Origin of the sequence: Gordonia terrae (assembly GCF_001698225.1) — a bacterium.
GTDB classification, from domain to species: Bacteria; Actinomycetota; Actinomycetes; order Mycobacteriales; family Mycobacteriaceae; genus Gordonia; species Gordonia terrae.
Genome location: NZ_CP016594.1, coordinates 1850251 through 1866861, shown reverse-complemented (window position 1 = coordinate 1866861; position 16611 = coordinate 1850251). Strand labels below are relative to the sequence as shown.

13 protein-coding genes are annotated in these 16611 nt (G+C 68.3%); 11 read left to right on the top strand and 2 right to left on the bottom strand.

All coding sequences use genetic code 11. The features are described 5' to 3' along the window. Positions 1–6: 6 nt before the first annotated feature. From BCM27_RS08455 to BCM27_RS08430, 6 genes are all read left to right on the top strand, one after another. Positions 7–369, top strand: a complete 363-nt coding sequence (locus tag BCM27_RS08455; protein WP_004020297.1) for an L-rhamnose mutarotase — start codon at positions 7–9, stop codon at positions 367–369. A gap of 114 nt (positions 370–483) precedes the next feature. After that, positions 484–1857: an MFS transporter gene (locus tag BCM27_RS08450; RefSeq protein ID WP_004020296.1), complete on the top strand. Its 1374-nt coding sequence runs from the start codon at positions 484–486 to the stop codon at positions 1855–1857. A gap of 112 nt (positions 1858–1969) precedes the next feature. Beyond that, the gene (rhaI, locus tag BCM27_RS08445; RefSeq protein ID WP_004020295.1) at positions 1970–3130 is read left to right on the top strand and encodes an L-rhamnose isomerase; all 1161 of its coding nucleotides are present in this window, start codon (positions 1970–1972) and stop codon (positions 3128–3130) included. Between the two features lie 69 nt (positions 3131–3199). Next, positions 3200–5236: a bifunctional rhamnulose-1-phosphate aldolase/short-chain dehydrogenase gene (locus BCM27_RS08440; protein WP_004020294.1), complete on the top strand. Its 2037-nt coding sequence runs from the start codon at positions 3200–3202 to the stop codon at positions 5234–5236. After that, positions 5233–6720, top strand: a complete 1488-nt coding sequence (locus BCM27_RS08435) for a rhamnulokinase (protein WP_004020293.1) — start codon at positions 5233–5235, stop codon at positions 6718–6720. The genes BCM27_RS08440 and BCM27_RS08435 overlap by 4 nt, the downstream gene beginning before the upstream one ends. A gap of 20 nt (positions 6721–6740) precedes the next feature. After that, complete coding sequence (locus BCM27_RS08430) at positions 6741–7976, top strand: alpha-hydroxy acid oxidase (protein WP_033203772.1); 1236 nt, start codon at positions 6741–6743, stop codon at positions 7974–7976. Between the two features lie 56 nt (positions 7977–8032). Here the strand turns inward: BCM27_RS08430 and BCM27_RS08425 are convergent, their stop codons facing one another. Further along, positions 8033–9505: an MFS transporter gene (locus BCM27_RS08425; RefSeq protein ID WP_004020291.1), complete on the bottom strand. Its 1473-nt coding sequence runs from the start codon at positions 9503–9505 to the stop codon at positions 8033–8035. 119 nt (positions 9506–9624) lie between these two features. Here BCM27_RS08425 and BCM27_RS08420 point away from each other — a divergent pair, with 119 nt between their 5' ends. The 3 genes from BCM27_RS08420 (at position 9625) to BCM27_RS08410 (ending at position 13765) form a co-directional block, all read left to right on the top strand. Further along, positions 9625–10638, top strand: coding sequence for a LacI family DNA-binding transcriptional regulator (locus tag BCM27_RS08420; protein WP_004020290.1), 1014 nt, complete (start codon positions 9625–9627; stop codon positions 10636–10638). 108 nt (positions 10639–10746) lie between these two features. Beyond that, positions 10747–11406 (top strand): TetR/AcrR family transcriptional regulator, encoded by a 660-nt coding sequence (locus tag BCM27_RS08415; RefSeq protein WP_033203774.1) that lies wholly within the window; start codon positions 10747–10749, stop codon positions 11404–11406. 1 nt (position 11407) lies between these two features. Further along, the gene (locus BCM27_RS08410; protein ID WP_004020288.1) at positions 11408–13765 is read left to right on the top strand and encodes an MMPL family transporter; all 2358 of its coding nucleotides are present in this window, start codon (positions 11408–11410) and stop codon (positions 13763–13765) included. A 6-nt stretch (positions 13766–13771) separates the two neighbouring features. On the opposite strand, the gene BCM27_RS08405 is transcribed toward BCM27_RS08410, so the two are convergent. Next, positions 13772–14092, bottom strand: coding sequence for a putative quinol monooxygenase (locus tag BCM27_RS08405; protein ID WP_004020287.1), 321 nt, complete (start codon positions 14090–14092; stop codon positions 13772–13774). A 184-nt stretch (positions 14093–14276) separates the two neighbouring features. Between BCM27_RS08405 and BCM27_RS08400 the strand changes: the two genes are divergently transcribed. Together BCM27_RS08400 and BCM27_RS08395 are read left to right on the top strand one after the other, a co-directional pair. Further along, on the top strand, positions 14277–15701 hold the full coding sequence (locus BCM27_RS08400) for an aldehyde dehydrogenase family protein (protein ID WP_004020286.1): 1425 nt from the start codon (positions 14277–14279) through the stop codon (positions 15699–15701). Positions 15702–15791: 90 nt separating this feature from the next. Next, a complete protein-coding gene (locus tag BCM27_RS08395; RefSeq protein ID WP_004020285.1) occupies positions 15792–16592 on the top strand; it encodes an alpha/beta fold hydrolase in 801 nt (266 codons plus the stop codon). The last annotated feature ends 19 nt before the right edge of the window (positions 16593–16611 follow it).

Genomic DNA, 16611 nt, shown 5'->3' with positions numbered 1-16611 from the left:
GCCGCCATGTCCGACCCCCAGCGCGCCTGCTTCGTGCTCCACCTCCGCCCTGAACGCGTCGAGGACTACCTCGAGGCACACACCGAGGTCTGGCCGGAGATGCTCGACGCCCTGCGCGAGACCGGCTGGCGCAACTACTCCCTGTTCCTCCGGAAGGACGACGGCATGGTCGTCGGCTACCTGGAGACCGACGACTTCGCGACGACCAGCGCCGCCATGGAGGCGACCGACGTCAACACCCGCTGGCAGGCGCACATGTCCGAGTACTTCCTCCCCGCTGTGGGCGGCGGCGATGGGGGCGGCGGCGCCGGGGGCGCGAACCCCGACACGATCCGCACCGAACTCCTCGAGTACTTCCACCTCGACTGACCTCGCACCACGCAGCACACGACACGTACCGACGGGCGCACCGACATCAACGAACTCCGGTTTGACCTCTCCGATCCCGACCCTCTGTACTGATCTCCGACGCAAGGAATCACCATGAAAGTAGGAGCGCGCTCCACCACCGGCTGGCGGGCGACCATCTCGGTCGCCATGTCGAACTACATCGAGGCCGGCTCGATCATCGCGATCGCCACCAGCCTCACCTTCTGGCAGGACGAGTTCGGCATCAGCAACTTCGCGGTCGGCCTCCTGGCTGCGCTGAGCGCCAACGCGTTCGGTGCCGCAGTCGGCGCCGCGATCGGCGGCCCGCTGTGTGACCGCTACGGCCGCAAGGCGATCTACACCTACGACCTGCTCGTCTACATGGTCGGCGTGCTGATCGCGGCCTTCGCGTTCAACTTCACCATGCTGCTGGCCGCCTTCATCATCACCGGCCTCGCGGTCGGCGCGGGCGTACCGGCCTCGTGGACATACATCGCCGAAGAGGCCCCGTCGGTCGAACGCGCCAAGCATGTCGGCACCGCGCAGCTCGCCTGGTCGGTCGGCCCCCTGATCGGCTTCGCGCTCGCCGCGGCACTCGCCCCGATGGGCCTCCTCGGCTCGCGGATCATCTTCCTGCATCTCTTCGTCGTCGCGGCGGTTGTCTGGTGGATTCGCCAGGGACTCGCGGAGTCGAAGATCTGGTCCGACGAGGCGGTCAACGAGACGCGCGAGCTCACCGCATCGGTCGGCGCCCGCGGCATCAAGGGCCTGTTCTCCAAGAAGGTCAACATCACCGCCCTGCTCCTGCTCGGTGGCATCTACCTGTTCTGGAACACCGTCGCCGGCCAGGCCGGCATCTTCATGCCCCGCGTCTACGAGACCGCGGGCGTCGAGAGCGCCGTTCAGCAGAACCTGCTGCAGGTGCTCGTCTGGGGCTGCACCGTCCTCGCGACCTACTTCGGCTTCATGCGATACGCAGATCGGGTCTCGCAGCGCGCGCTGTACGTCTTCGGCGCCGCCTTGGGCATCGTCGCCTGGATCGTGCTGGTTGCGTTCACCGACAGCGGTGTCGCCACGATGCTCGTCTTCGCGGTCCTGTGGGGCATCTCCTCGGGAATCGGCGCGCAGGCGTTCTACAGCCTCTGGGCCAGCGAGATGTTCGCCACGCCCTACCGTGCCAGCGCTCAGGGCGTCATGTTCTTCGCCGTCCGCACCGCAACCGGTCTCCTGAGCTACTTCTTCCCCACGATGCTCGCGGCCACCGGGCTCACGACGGTCGGCATCCTGCTGGTCGCGCTGCTCACGATCGCTCTGATCATCGGCGCCATCGCGGCTCCGGACACCCAGGGCAAGACCCTGCAGGAGATCGAGGTCGAGCGTTACGGCGCCCCGCTGTCGCCCGAGCTCATCGAGCACCCGGCGTCGACGAACAGCCCGGTCGTGGGTGACGCACCCAACGCAGAATCCACCAGCAAGACCGCCGTCTGAGTCGTCTCGACCGGGCCGTCCCGCTCGATTGAAACGTATCAGTCCATCGACTTCCCCGCCGCCGGCTGTTCCCCGACGCCGGCGGCGGGGAATCCCAACCGAAAGAACACTGATGACCACCTTTGACGAGACGATCCTCGACAATCTCGAGATCGAGCTCCCCTCCTGGGCGTTCGGCAACTCCGGCACCCGGTTCAAGGTGTTCGGCACCCCGGGCACCCCCCGCACCATCCACGAGAAGATCGCCGACGCGGCCACCGTCAACGAGCTGACCGGACTCGCTCCGACGGTCGCCCTGCACATCCCCTGGGACACCGTCGACGACTACCGCGCGCTCGCCGCGTACGCGAAGGATCTCGGCGTCGACCTCGGGACGGTCAACTCCAACACCTTCCAGGACGACGACTACAAGTTCGGCAGCCTGACCCACACCGACAAGACCGTGCGCCAGAAGGCCATCGACCACCACATCGCGTGCATCGACGTGATGAACGCGACCGGCTCGCGGGACCTCAAGATCTGGCTCGCCGACGGCACCAACTACCCGGGTCAGGGAGACATCCGCGGACGCCAGGATCGTCTCGCCGAATCGCTGGCGACCATCTACCAGCACATCGGCGACGACCAGCGACTCGTGTTGGAGTACAAGTTCTTCGAGCCGGCGACATACGTCACCGACGTCCCCGACTGGGGCACCTCCTACGCCCACGTGACCGCGCTCGGCGAGCGGGCGATGGTCTGCCTCGACACCGGCCATCACGCGCCGGGCACCAACATCGAGTTCATCGTCGCGCAGCTGCTGCGCCTCGGGAAGCTCGGGTCGTTCGACTTCAACTCACGCTTCTACGCCGACGACGACCTGATCGTCGGTGCGGCCGACCCGTTCCAGCTGTTCCGCATCCTCTTCGAGGTCATCCGCGGCGGAGGCCTCGACGCCGGGTCCCCGGTCGCCCTGATGCTCGACCAGTGCCACAACGTCGAGGAGAAGATCCCCGGACAGATCCGTTCGGTCCTCAACGTCGAGGAGATGACCGCCCGCGCGCTGCTCGTCGACACCGACGCGTTGACCGCGGCGCAGGAATCCGGAGACGTGTTGGGCGCGAACGGAATTCTGATGGACGCCTTCTACACCGACGTGCGTCCGATGTTGGCCGAGCGTCGTACCCGGCGCGGACTCCCCGCCGACCCGATGGCCGCCTACGCCGACTCCGGCCACCGCGAGCGCATCGTCGCCGAGCGCGTCGGTGGCACCCAGTCGTCCTGGGGCGCCTGAGCGCTCCCCACACCTGCTCCCTGCTTTCTCGAACTGCCCGCTTTCCCGATCTTCAGGAGATCTCTCGCCATGACCAATCCCGCAGTCGCCGCGCTCATCGCGCGCTCCAACCGGCTCGGCTCCGATCCGAAGAACACCAACTACGCCGGCGGCAACACCTCCGCGAAGGGCACCGACACCGACCCCGTCACCGGCGAGGACGTCGAACTGCTGTGGGTCAAGGGTTCCGGCGGCGACCTGGGCACCCTGACCGAGAAGGGCCTCGCCGTCCTTCGTCTCGACCGCATGCGCGCGCTCGTCGATGTCTACCCCGGCCTCGACCGCGAAGACGAGATGGTCGCCGCCTTCGACTACTGCCTGCACGGCAAGGGCGGGGCGGCGCCGTCGATCGACACCGCCATGCACGGCCTCGTCGACGCCGCGCATGTCGATCATCTCCACCCCGACTCGGGCATCGCGATCGCGACCTCCGCCGACGGAGAGGTGCTGACCCAGAAGATCTTCGGCGACCGCGTCGTGTGGGTGCCCTGGCGCCGCCCGGGCTTCCAGCTCGGTCTGGACATCTCCGAGATCAAGAAGAACAACCCGCAGGCGATCGGTTGCATCTTGGGCGGACACGGAATCACCGCCTGGGGTGACACGTCCGACGAGGCCGAGGCCCACTCGCTCGAGATCATCGACACCGCCGAGAAGTACATCGCCGCCAACGGCCGCTCGCAGCCGTTCGGCGCACCGCTGGACGGGTACGGCGCACTCCCGGCCGCCGAACGTCGTGCCAAGGCCGCGGCCCTCGCACCGTTCATCCGCGGCCTCGCCTCGATGGACAAGCCGCAGGTCGGCCACTTCACCGACGTCGATCCGGTTCTCGACTTCCTTGCCGCACAGGAGCACCCGCGACTGGCCGCTCTCGGAACCAGCTGCCCGGACCACTTCCTGCGCACCAAGGTCAAGCCGCTCGTCCTCGATCTCCCGGCATCGGCATCGGTCGACGAGTGCAAGGAACGCCTGTCCGCCCTGCACGAGGCGTACCGCGAGGACTACCGCGCCTACTACGACCGCCACGCGACCGCGGACAGCCCGGCGATGCGCGGCGCGGACCCGGCCATCGTGCTCGTCCCGGGCGTCGGCATGTTCAGCTTCGGCAAGGACAAGCAGACCGCACGCGTCGCCGGCGAGTTCTACCTGAACGCGATCAACGTGATGCGGGGTGCCGAGGCCATCTCCACCTACGCACCGATCGACGAATCGGAGAAGTTCCGGATCGAGTACTGGCTGCTCGAGGAGGCCAAGCTCGCGCGGATGCCGAAGCCAAAGCCCCTCGCCACCCGCATCGCACTCGTCACCGGCGCGGCGTCGGGCATCGGCAAGGCCATCGCGGCCCGCCTCGCCGCCGAAGGTGCGTGCGTGGTGATCGCCGACCTCGACGCCGAGAAGGCCCAGGCAGCGGCTGAGGAGATCGGTTCGACCGACGTCGCCATCGGCGTGGCCGCCGACGTCACCGACGAGGCAGCCGTGCAGGCGGCGATCGACGCGACCGTGCTCGCCTTCGGCGGCATCGACCTCGTCGTCAACAATGCCGGCCTGTCGTTGTCGAAGTCGTTGCTGGACACCACCGCTGCCGACTGGGACCTGCAGCACAACGTGATGGCCCGCGGCTCGTTCCTCGTCAGCAAGGCAGCGGCGCGGGCCCTGATCGACCAGAAGCTGGGCGGCGACATCCTCTACATCTCTTCCAAGAACTCGGTCGTCGCCGGCCCCAACAACATCGCCTACTCCGCCACCAAGGCCGACCAGGCCCATCAGGTCCGGTTGCTCGCGGCCGAACTCGGCGAGCACGGGGTCAAGGTCAACGGCATCAATCCCGATGGTGTGGTGCGGGGTTCGGGGATCTTCGCCGGCGGCTGGGGCGCCAAGCGCGCCGCGGTCTACGGCGTCGAGGAGAAGGACCTGGGCAAGTTCTACGCCCAGCGCACCCTGCTCAAGCGCGAGGTGCTGCCGGAGAACATCGCCAACGCCGCGTTCGCCCTGTGCACCTCGGACTTCTCGCACACCACCGGTCTGCACGTGCCGGTGGACGCCGGCGTCGCCGCCGCGTTCCTGCGATGAGTCGCTCCACTCGGTCCGCCCAGGTCGCCGCCATCGACCTGGGCGCGACCAGCGGCCGGGTGATGCTCGCCGACGTGTCGCAGGGACGACTCGAGCTCGAGCAGGTCGCCCGGTTCGCCAACGATCCCGTGCACGTGTGGAACGGTCGACGGTCGGCGCTGCACTGGGACGTGCCCGGCCTGTTCCGGGCGGCCTCGGCGGGCCTGGCCGAGGCTGCCCGGCAGTCCGACGACCTCGTCGGCATCGGCGTCGACTCGTGGGCGGTGGACTACGCGTTGCTCCGCGACGGCCGGATGCTGGGTCTGCCGCACCACTACCGGGACGACCGCACGGCCGCGGGCGTCGACGCCGTGCACGCCGAACTCGGGCCGGTGGACCTGTACCTGCGCAACGGCCTGCAGTTCCTGCCGTTCACCACGGTGTACCAGCTGGCCGCGGAGAAGGCCGACGGTCTGCTCGATCAGGCCGACAACGCCCTGCTGATCCCCGACCTGATCACCTACTGGCTGACCGGCAGGCGGGGCACCGAGCGGACCAATGCCTCGACCACCGGCCTGCTCGCCGTCAACGGCCAGTGGGACACCGCGATGATGGAACGCCTCGGGCTGCCCGTCGGACTCTTCCCCGAGATCGTCGAGACCGGGTCCGACCAGGGACCACTCCTCGCCGAGGTCGCCGAGCGACTCGGCCTGTCGTCGTCCACCCGCGTCACCGCCGTCGCCTCGCACGACACGGCCTCGGCCGTGGCGGCGATCCCGATGGACCCCGCGCGGGCGGCCTACATCTCCTGCGGCACGTGGGGTCTCGTCGGTGTGGAACTGACCGAACCGGTCCTGTCCCGCGACGGATGGAAGGCCAACTTCACCAACGAGGTCGGCGCCGACGGCCGAATCCGCTACCTGCACAACGTGATGGGACTATGGCTGCTCAGCGAGACGGTGCGTCAGTACCAGCGCGAGGGCTACCGGGCCGACCTCGGCGAGCTGCTGGCCCAGGCCGCGGAGGTGACGCCGACCGTCGATGTCTTCGACACCGACGACGCGCGCTTCCTCCCGCCGGGTGACATGCCGGCACGCATCCGCGGGTGGTACGACGAGCGCGGCATGCGACCGCCGATGACCCGCGCCGAGATGGTGCGCGCGATCGTCGAGAGTCTCGCATCCGCATTCGCCGACGGCGTCGAGAAGGCCGCCGCGCTGTCGGGGATCCCGGTGGAGACCGTGCACCTCGTCGGCGGCGGGTCGCAGAACCGGCTGCTGTGCCAGCTCACCGCCGACCGCGTGGGCCTGCCCGTCCAGGCCGGGCCCGTGGAGGCGACCGCACTCGGCAACGTCCTCCTGACGGCACGCGCCCATGAATTGATCGATGGCGATCTCGAGGCGATGCGGACTATCGTCGCCGACAGGTTCCCGCCGCAACACTATGCACCCCGACGCAGTCGCGGCACGCGTGCGCGCGCCGCGGTCGGGGCCGGAAAGGCATGACCATGGACACCGGTTCCGCTATGAAGCGCCGAGTACCCAAGCCGCGCGACCTCGCGCCGCTGATGCAGTTCAAGAAGCCGCAGTTCGATGCCAAGAAGCGCCGCCTCGACGCCGCGCTGACCATCGAGGATCTCCGCAAGATCGCCAAGCGGCGCACCCCCAAGGCGGCCTTCGACTACACCGACGGGTCCGCCGAGGCGGAGCTGTCCATCGAACGTGCTCGTCAGGCGTTCTCCGACATCGAGTTCCATCCGGCGATCCTGCGCGACGTCTCGAAGGTCGACACCTCGTCGACCATCCTGGGCGGACGCTCGGAACTGCCGTTCGGCATCGCGCCGACCGGGTTCACCCGGATGATGCAGACCGAGGGCGAGTACGCGGGTGCGCGTGCCGCCGGACGCGCAGGCATCCCGTTCTCGCTGTCGACGATGGGCACCGCGTCGATCGAAGACGTCAAGGACGCGAACCCCCACGGGCGCAATTGGTTCCAGCTGTACATGTGGAAGGACCGCGAGCGGTCGATGGCCCTGGTCGACCGCGCCGCGAAGGCCGGTTACGACACGCTCCTCGTGACGGTCGACGTCCCGGTCGCCGGGGCACGCCTGCGTGACAAGCGCAACGGCATGTCGATCCCGCCCGCCCTCACCGTCAAGACGGTGGTCAACGCGATCCCGCGGCCGCAGTGGTGGATCGACTTCCTGACCACCGAACCCCTCGCCTTCGCCTCCCTCGACCGATGGTCGGGAACCGTGGCCGAGCTGCTGGACACCATGTTCGACCCGACCGTCACCTTCGACGACCTGGCCTGGATCAAGTCGCAGTGGCCGGGCAAGCTGGTGGTCAAGGGTATCCAGACCGTCGACGACGCCAAGGCCGTCACCGGACTCGGCGCCGATGGCATCGTCCTGTCGAATCACGGTGGCCGACAGCTGGATCGGGCACCCATCCCGTTCCACCTCCTGCCCGACGTCGCCCGGGAGGTCGGGGCGGACACCGAGGTCATGCTGGACACCGGCATCATGAGCGGCGCCGACATCGTGGCATCGGTCGCACTCGGCGCCCGGTTCACGCTCGTCGGACGCGCTTACCTGTACGGCCTCATGGCCGGGGGCGAGGCCGGAGTCGACCGGATGATCGAGATCCTGGGCGAGCAGATCGCGCGCACCATGCGCCTGCTCGGGGTCGCATCCCTGGAGGAGCTGACCCCCGCGCATGTGACCCAGCTCGAGCGTCTGGTGCCCCGGGCACGTTCCTGACGCGCACGCTGTCGCGGAAGGGCCCGATTCGTGCGATCGGGCCCTTCCGCGTCTGCTCAGGCGGATCGCGCCCCGACGTCCGGAGACTGTTCCCGGCGATGCGCGAAGTGGTCCACCAATCCCACCAGCAGCGCGATGAGGACCAGGCCGGCGGCAGTGGCGAGCCCGATCTGGAAGGCACGGGCCCAATCGCCGCCGCTGTTGGCGACCTGGGCGAAGAACACCGCACCGACGAGCGCGATACCGGCTGCGGCCCCGATGCGCTGGCCGGTCTGCAGGACGCCTCCGGCGATGCCGGCCTTGGTGACCGGGACCTGGTCGAGACTCAGCGTGAGGTTCGGCGAGATCACCAGACCCGAGCCGACACCGGCGACGAGCAGCGGCAACGCCGCGGCGTACCCGACGTTGTGGCCCGGCACGAACTGGACGGCGAGGATCGTCGTGATCATCCCGACGACGACGAGCCCCAGGCCGAGCAGCACCAGCGACCGACCCACCCGGTTGACGATGTTGCCGCCGACGGCTGCCGACACCGCGGACCCCAGGGCGAACGGCGTGACCGCCAGCCCCGCCTGCAGCGCCGAGTAGCCCAGACCCTGCTGGACGAACAGGGTGTAGATGAAGAAGACCGTGGTGAATCCGGCGAAGTAGACCATGGCGATGATGCACCCGAGCGAGTACGACCGCATCGAGAAGAGCGAGAGGTCGACGAGTTGCTGATGCCCGACCCGGCCCTGACGCCGCTCCCACAGCACGAAGGCACCCAGCAGCACCGCGGCCACGATCAGCAGCAGCCACTTCTGCGCGCCGGGCCACTCCTGCTCCTGCACCATCGGCAACATCAGTGCGAACACAGCGGCACCCAGCAGCAGCACACCCAGCGGGTCGAAACTCCCTCGCAGCGGCTGCTTGGTCTCCGACGGCCGGGCCGGGATGAGCCGGATGGCGGCGACGAAGGCGGCGATGCCGATCGGCACGTTGACGAAGAAGATCCAGCGCCACCCCTCGGCAGACCCACCCAGCTGGATGAGGACGCCGCCGAGGAGCGGCCCCACCGCGGTCGAGATGCCGATGGTCGCGGCGAACATGCCAAAGGCCTTGCCGCGCTCGGCCCCGCGGAACAGCAGCTGAATGAGGCCGGAGACCTGCGGCGCGAGAATGCCGCCCGCGACTCCCTGGATCAGCCGGAACACGACGAGCTGCGTGGGCCCCTGCGCGAAACCACATGCCGCGGAGGAGAGCACGAACAGGGACAAGCCGACGAGGAAGGTCACCTTGCGGCCGCGGGCGTCACCGACGCGACCGGCCGGCACCAGCACGAGTCCGAAGGCGAGTGCGTAGCCGGAGACGACCCACGAGAGATCGGCCGAGTCGGCCCCGAGACCGGATTCGATCGACGGCAGCGCGACATTGACGATCGAGACGTCGAGGAGCGTCATGAAGCCGACGACCAGGCACACGGCGAGCGCCTTCCAGCGTCGCGGGTCTGGTTGATAGTCCGCGGAGAACGGGCTGGCCGGAGTCGACATCGAGCCGCCTTTCATTCGGGGGGTACCGCGCTGTTCGTAGTCAATCAGCCCGGGAGATGGGCGACCCTCCCGACTCTGCGTGACGCGTGTTGCGGTACGGCGTCTGGTGAGATGAACACATGGGTGTGAGCATGCGGGACGTCGCGGCAGCGGCCTCGGTGTCGGTGGGAACGGTCTCGAACGTCCTCAACGCGCCCGGCAAGGTCTCCCCCTCGACCGTCGCGCGGGTGCAGGCGGCGATCGATCAGCTGGGCTTCGTTCGCAACGACGCCGCGCGGCAACTGCGGGCCGGGCGCTCACGCTGTGTCGGCATGGTGGTCCTCGACGTGGGCAACCCCTTCTTCACCGACATCGCCCGCGCCGCCGAGCAGCGGGCCGCCGACCATGACCTGACGGTGCTGCTCGGTACGTCCGACGACGACGAATCGCGCGAACAGGCCTACCTCGACACCTTCGACGAACAGCGGGTCTTCGGCCTTCTCGTCTCGCCGATCGGCGACGACCTTCGGCGATTCGACTCGCTGCGCCGTCGCGGCACCCCGGTGATCCTGGTCGACCGGGATGCCGGGGGATCCCCGTTCGATTCGGTTGCCGTGGACGACATCGCGGGCGGCCTGCTCGCGGTGTCGCACCTGTGTGAGACAGGGCGACGCCGGATCGCCTTCGTCGGCGGCCCACCGGGACTGCGGCAGGTCGCCGACCGCCGGCGCGGCGCCCAGGCCGCGGTCGACGGCGTCGACGGTGCGTCGCTGGAGGTCGTGCACACGTCCACTCTCAGCGTGCTCGCCGGGCGTGAGGCGGGCACGGCGCTGCTGGGCAGGGCGCCCGGCGAGCGTCCGGACGCCGTCTTCTGCGCCAACGACCTCCTTGCCATCGGCGTGCTCCAGGCCTTCACGATGCTGGGTGGCGCCGTCGCGGTTCCGGACGACATCGCGATCGTCGGCTACGACGACATCGATTTCGCCAGATCGGCGGTCGTGCCGTTGTCGTCGATCCGGCAGCCGACCACCCGGATCGGCGTCACCGCGGTCGACCTGCTGATCAGCGCGGCAAACGATCCCGCGGAACACCGCGAGCCGTCGAACCTGGTGTTCCAGCCCGAACTCGTCGCTCGGGCGTCGACCCTGGGGTGATCGCCGGTGTGATGCGCGTCATCGCCGGGACGCGGTGTGAGGACTCTCCTAAATAGTGCATGACTCTGCAACATTGCAGACTTCTGCAAGTTCCGTACGGTGGACGTCGTGCACTCCACCGGCCTCCGCGAAGCGAAGAAAGCGGCCACCCGCTCGGCGCTCGCCCGCGCCGTGCTCCGGTTGTCCACCCGGGCCGGCATCGACCATGTGACGATCGACGCCGTCGCGGCCGAGGCCAATGTCTCGGTCCGGACGTTCCACAACTACTTCAGCGGCAAAGAGGACGCGCTGCTGTATTTCGTGTCGTCGCTGTTCGACACGATCGTGGAACGAATCGAGGCCCGGCCGACGGACGAGAGTTTCTTCTGCTCGGTCCGCACGGCTCTCATCGATGCCGCCACCTCGCCCGATGTCGGCGACCCCGCCGAGATCGTCGCGCTGCTACGCCTTCTCGACACCGATCCCGGGTTGACGGCCAGGTCCCGGGACATGGAGTTGGGCGACACCGTCGAGGCCCGACTCGCCGAGTTGTGCGCACAGCGCGGCCAGCCGGCACACACCCTGTACCCGCGGCTCGTCCTGCACAACGCGATCACCACCATCCGTGTCGCCCTCGAATTCTGGGTGACGCATCACGACGACACCGCAGACGAGCCGGCTGACCTGGCCTCGGTCCTGGAGTCCGCCTTCGATCAGCTGGCATCCGGCCTGTCGCAACCGATCCCACCCATGAACGATCTCGCCGTCCCATCCCCCGAGGAGCTTTGACGTGGCAACACACCTGTACCGACTAGGGCGATGGGCGTTCGAGAACCGCCTCAAGACCATCGCGATCTGGGTTCTGGTCCTCATCGGACTGGGCATCGGCGCGAGCCTTCTCGCCAAACCGACCTCGGAATCGTTCTCGATCCCGGGCATCCCGTCGGAGAAGGCGCAGGACCTGATGGTCGAGCGCTTCCCCGGTGAGGCGACTTTCGGTTCCGACATCGGCGTCACGTATGTCGTTCGCGCACCAGAGGGTTCGACGCTGACCGAGCCCCGATACTCCGAGGCCATCGACTCGATGGTCGCCGGACTGAAGTCGGTCGAGGACGTCAAGAACCCCGACTCGATCACCAATCCGTTCGTCTCCTACGGCACCGAGCAGTCACCGGGTCAGCTCCGCGAACTGTCGGCGGCCTTCCAGGAGAAGACCTTCGGCAAGAACGCCGAGGAGGCGGCCGCCGACGCGCAGGCCACGTCACCGATCAACGCGGCGGGCACCGTCGCGCAGCTCGGCGCCTCCTTGAATGTCGAGGCGTCGTCGGACGTCACCGAGACGATGCGCGAACAGATGGACAAGATCGCCGACGACGCGCGCGCTGCGGGGCTCACCGTCGAGATGAAGGGCTCGGCCACCCAGCAATTCGAGCTCGGGATCACCTCTGAGCTGATCGGCATCGGCGTGGGCGCGCTGATCCTCATCCTCACGTTCGCCTCCCTCGTCGCGTGGGGCATGCCGATCATCACCGCGATCGTCGGCGTCGCGATCGGGATGCTCGGCGTCCAGATGGGCACCCACTTCTTCGATCTCAGCAACGAGACCCCCATCCTCGCGACGATGATCGGCCTCGCGGTCGGCATCGACTACGCACTGTTCATCGTCTCCCGCTATCGCCACGAGATCCATCGATCGACGAGCCGGGCCGACGCGGCGGGCAGAGCGGTCGGCACCGCCGGTTCCGCGGTCGTCTTCGCCGGCAGCACCGTGGTCATCGCGCTGGCCGCACTCGCGATCGTGAACATCCCGTTCCTGACCGCAATGGGTATCGCCGCCGCGGGCACCGTCGTCGCAGCCGTGCTGGTCGCCCTCACACTCCTGCCGGCGATCCTCGGCCTCTTCGGCGGCAAGGCCTTCGCCGGACGGGTGCCGCGCCTCAACGCACCCGATGTCGGACCGCATGACGCCGACCGCGTCCACAACGGCCAACGTTGGGTCCAGCGCGTCGTGGCCCGGCCGCGCACCGTGACGGTCGCGATCGTGGGCATCATGATCGTCCTCGCGATCCCGATGGCCGGGCTCAAGCTCGCGCTGCCCAACGACGGGACCGCGGATCCGTCTGAAACACAGCGCCGCGCCTACGACATGGTCGCCGAGGGCTACGGCCCCGGCTTCAACGGACCGCTTGTCGTCGTCGCGGACGGTCGGGCCATCGAGGACACCGGCGAGCGTCTACGCGCCTTCGACACCCTCGTCGACGACCTCGGTCGTATCGACGACGTCGCGGTTGCCCAGATCGGCGCGGGTGGTCTCAACGAGGCCCAGGACACCGCGAAGATCACGATCATCCCGTCGACCGCGCCGTCGGACGAGGCGACTCCCGCACTGGTCGAAGCGCTCCGTGAGATGGAGTCCCAGGTGCAGGGCGCGACGGGCATCTCGTACGGCGTGACCGGCCAGACCGCGATCGAACTCGACATCTCCGACCGCCTGTCGAGTTCACTGATCCCCTACCTCCTGGTCGTGGTGGGTCTCGCGTTCATCCTGCTGATCATCGTGTTCCGCTCGATCCTCGTCCCGCTGACCGCGGCCCTCGGCTTCCTGTTGAGCGTCGCCGCGACCTTCGGTGTGACGGTGGCCCTGTTCACCGACGGTGATCTGGGAATCGTCGACAACCCGCAACCGCTGGTGTCGTTCCTGCCGATCATGTTGGTGGGCATCGTGTTCGGGCTCGCGATGGACTACCAGGTGTTCCTGGTGACCCGGATGCGGGAGGCGTACGTGCACGGCGCCGACGCCAAGACGGCGGTGGTCGAGGGGTACCGGCACAGCGCCCGCGTGGTGGCGGCCGCCGCGGCCATCATGATCTCGGTGTTCGCCGCGTTCATGCTGCAGGACATGGCGTTCATCATGGTGATGGGCTTCGCGCTCGCGGCCGCGGTGTTCTTCGACGCCTTCGTCGTCCGGATGACGCTGATGCCCGCGGTGCTCACCGTCCTGGGTGACAAGGCCTGGTGGTTGCCGCGCTGGCTGGATCACATCCTGCCCAAGGTTGACATCGAGGGCGAGAAGCTGGGACTCGGCAACGCCCCCGCCGGCTCGTCGACGGGAGCCGACGCGGACGCCGAGGTCCCCGCCGGCCGCTGAGGCAGATCAGTCGACCCCGAACTCCCCGAGTTCGGACCAGCTGTCCCCGTCGATCGTCGTGTTGATGACATCGGGGGTGCGCTGCAGGTACTTCGGGAGTTCCTGCTGGGCCTGCTTGAAGTGCGGAGCGGTGACGTGCGCCTCGGCGGCGTCGTCGTCGAAGGCCTCGACCAGCACGTAGGTGTTCGGGTCCGCCAGCGACCGCGACCAGTCGAACCACTTGTTGCCGGGTTCCGCACGCGTCGCCTCGGTGAACTCGCGTGACAGCTCGGGCCACTCGTCGGCGTACTCGGGCTTGATCGGGAACTTCACGACGATGAGGATCATGACTCGACCCTAGTACTCCGCGTGAGGACGAAGAGTCGCAGAATGCGACTGGGACGGCTGTCCCAGAATGTGTCACGAAGTGTTCCACCCGGAAGGCGGGGATTCACGAGACCACGATCGCGGCAGGGCATAGAGTGTGAAACAGACAACAATTGTCCTCACTTCAGGCTGCAATGGAGGCACCATGCCGGACATCACCAAGTTCTACATCGACGGCCAGTGGGTCGAGCCCGCCGAGCTCAACCTCATCGACGTCATCAACCCGGCCACCGAGAAGTCGGCCGGTCAGGTCGCGATCGGCAGTGCCGCCGACGTCGACGCAGCGGTCGACGCCGCTCGTCGCGCATTCGTCACCTGGGGTCAGACCACCGTCGAAGAACGCCTCGAGGTCCTCAACCGGATCATCGCCGAGTACCAGAACCGCATGGGCGATCTCGCCGCCGCGGTCACCGAGGAGATGGGTTCGCCCGTCGGTCTCACCAACGCCGCCCAGGTGCCCATCGGACTCGGCCACCTGATGACCGCCGCCGCGCAACTCCCCGACTTCAAGTTCGTCGAGGACCGGGGCAGCTCGCGCATCGCCAAGGAGCCGATCGGCGTGTGCGGCTTCATCACTCCGTGGAACTGGCCGCTCAACCAGGTGATGTGCAAGGTCGCCCCGGCTCTGGCCACCGGCTGCACCATGGTCCTCAAGCCGTCGGAGGTCGCACCGTTCTCGGCCGCGATCGTCGCCGAGATCTTCGACGCCGCGGGCGTTCCCGCCGGTGTCTTCAACCTCGTCAACGGTGACGGCCCCGGCGTCGGTGCTGCGCTGTCGAGCCATGAGGGCATCGACATGATCTCGTTCACCGGTTCCACCCGGGCCGGCATCGAGGTCGCCAAGAGTGCGGCGCCGACCGTCAAGCGCGTCGCACAGGAACTGGGCGGCAAGAGCCCGAACATCATCCTCGACGACGAGGACTTCGCGAAGAACGTCGCCGGCGGCATCGCGACGATGATGATGAACTCGGGCCAGTCCTGCAACGCCCCGAGCCGGATGCTCGTCCCGGCGGCGCGCGTCGACGAGGTCGCCGAGATCGCCAAGGGCGTCGCCGTCGAGCTCACCGTCGGCGACCCGACCACCGACGTGAAGCTGGGCCCGGTGGTCTCCGAGGCGCAGTTCGACAAGATCCAGGGCCTCATCGAGCGCGCCCTCGCCGACGGTGCCACCGCGGCCGTCGGCGGCGCAGGCCGTCCCGAGGGCCTCGAGACCGGTTACTACGTGAAGCCGACCGTGTTCACCAACGTCACCAACGACATGGAGATCGCCCGCACCGAGGTGTTCGGCCCGGTCCTCGTCGTGATCGGCTACGACTCGATCGACGAAGCGATCAAGGTCGCCAACGACACCGAGTACGGCCTCGCCGGCTACGTGTCGGGCCAGGACGTCGACGAGGTGCGCCGCATCGGCTCGCAGATCCGCGCCGGCTCGATCTCGCTCAACGGCGCGCAGCTCGACCCGAGCGCACCGTTCGGCGGTTACAAGAAGAGTGGCAACGGCCGTGAGTGGAGCGACTACGCCTTCGATGAGTTCCTCGAGGTGAAGTCGCTGCTCGGCTTCGGCGCCTGACCGACCGGGTTTCCCGGGTGAGGGATGCGTATCGGACTCCGATACGCATCCCTCACTTCTTCCGACCGGGTCGCCGTTAGGATCTGGCGCATGCAGATCCCCGTCGCGTCCGACGCCGGCCCGGTCCTCGACGCCGAGGTCGTCGGCGAGGGCGAACCGCTCCTGCTCATCGGCGGCATGTCCGCACACCGCGGGATGTGGACCGACGAACTCCTCGACGCGCTGACGCCGTATTTCTCGGTGGCCGTCTACGACCACCGAGGCATCGGGACGAGCAGTCGCGCCGACGGTCCGTTCACCATCGCCGACCTGGCCGCCGACGCCCGCGGCATCCTGGACGGCCTCGGCTGGGACGCCGCCCATGTTCTGGGCACCTCCATGGGCGGCATGATCGCGCAGGAACTCGCTCTCGCCGCACCGGACCGCGTGCGCAGTCTCGTCCTCGGGTGCACGACCGCGGGCGGCCCCGGGGCGATCGGTGCACCCGGCGCGGTCCGCCTCGTCGAGGCGATCTCCTCCCGCGACGCGGCGCGCGTCGCGCGCACGGCATTCGAGGTCAACCTGTCAGCCGCGTACACCGCCGGCGCCGGCGCGTTCGACCACTTCGTGTCGATGTCGACGCAGCGGCGCGTGCCCTCGGCGGTCGTCGCGTGGCAGGCGGGTGCCTGCGCGGGACACGACACCCGCGACCGGATAGGGACACTCACCATGCCCACCGCGGTCATCCACGGAGACGTCGACGAGGTGATCGCGGTCGCCGAGGGTGAGCGCCTCGCCGACCTGATCCCGCAGGCGACCCTGGAACGATGGACCGGCGTCGGGCACATGTTCTGGTGGGAACGTCCCGAGGAGACCGCCGAGGTCATCCGAAAAAATGCGCTCGGGCGGTAACGCCGGTCCCCTCTCCGAA

Excerpts from the sequence above, each read along its gene's own strand:
- BCM27_RS08455 (WP_004020297.1), top strand. The coding sequence starts at position 7 with ATGTCCGACCCCCAGCGCGCCTGCTTCGTGCTCCACCTCCGCCCTGAA.
- BCM27_RS08450 (WP_004020296.1), top strand. The coding sequence starts at position 484 with ATGAAAGTAGGAGCGCGCTCCACCACCGGCTGGCGGGCGACCATCTCG.
- rhaI (WP_004020295.1), top strand. The coding sequence starts at position 1,970 with ATGACCACCTTTGACGAGACGATCCTCGACAATCTCGAGATCGAGCTC.
- BCM27_RS08440 (WP_004020294.1), top strand. The coding sequence starts at position 3,200 with ATGACCAATCCCGCAGTCGCCGCGCTCATCGCGCGCTCCAACCGGCTC.
- BCM27_RS08435 (WP_004020293.1), top strand. The coding sequence starts at position 5,233 with ATGAGTCGCTCCACTCGGTCCGCCCAGGTCGCCGCCATCGACCTGGGC.
- BCM27_RS08430 (WP_033203772.1), top strand. The coding sequence starts at position 6,741 with ATGAAGCGCCGAGTACCCAAGCCGCGCGACCTCGCGCCGCTGATGCAG.
- BCM27_RS08425 (WP_004020291.1), bottom strand. The coding sequence starts at position 9,505 with ATGTCGACTCCGGCCAGCCCGTTCTCCGCGGACTATCAACCAGACCCG.
- BCM27_RS08420 (WP_004020290.1), top strand. The coding sequence starts at position 9,625 with ATGGGTGTGAGCATGCGGGACGTCGCGGCAGCGGCCTCGGTGTCGGTG.
- BCM27_RS08405 (WP_004020287.1), bottom strand. The coding sequence starts at position 14,092 with ATGATCCTCATCGTCGTGAAGTTCCCGATCAAGCCCGAGTACGCCGAC.
- BCM27_RS08400 (WP_004020286.1), top strand. The coding sequence starts at position 14,277 with ATGCCGGACATCACCAAGTTCTACATCGACGGCCAGTGGGTCGAGCCC.
- BCM27_RS08395 (WP_004020285.1), top strand. The coding sequence starts at position 15,792 with ATGCAGATCCCCGTCGCGTCCGACGCCGGCCCGGTCCTCGACGCCGAG.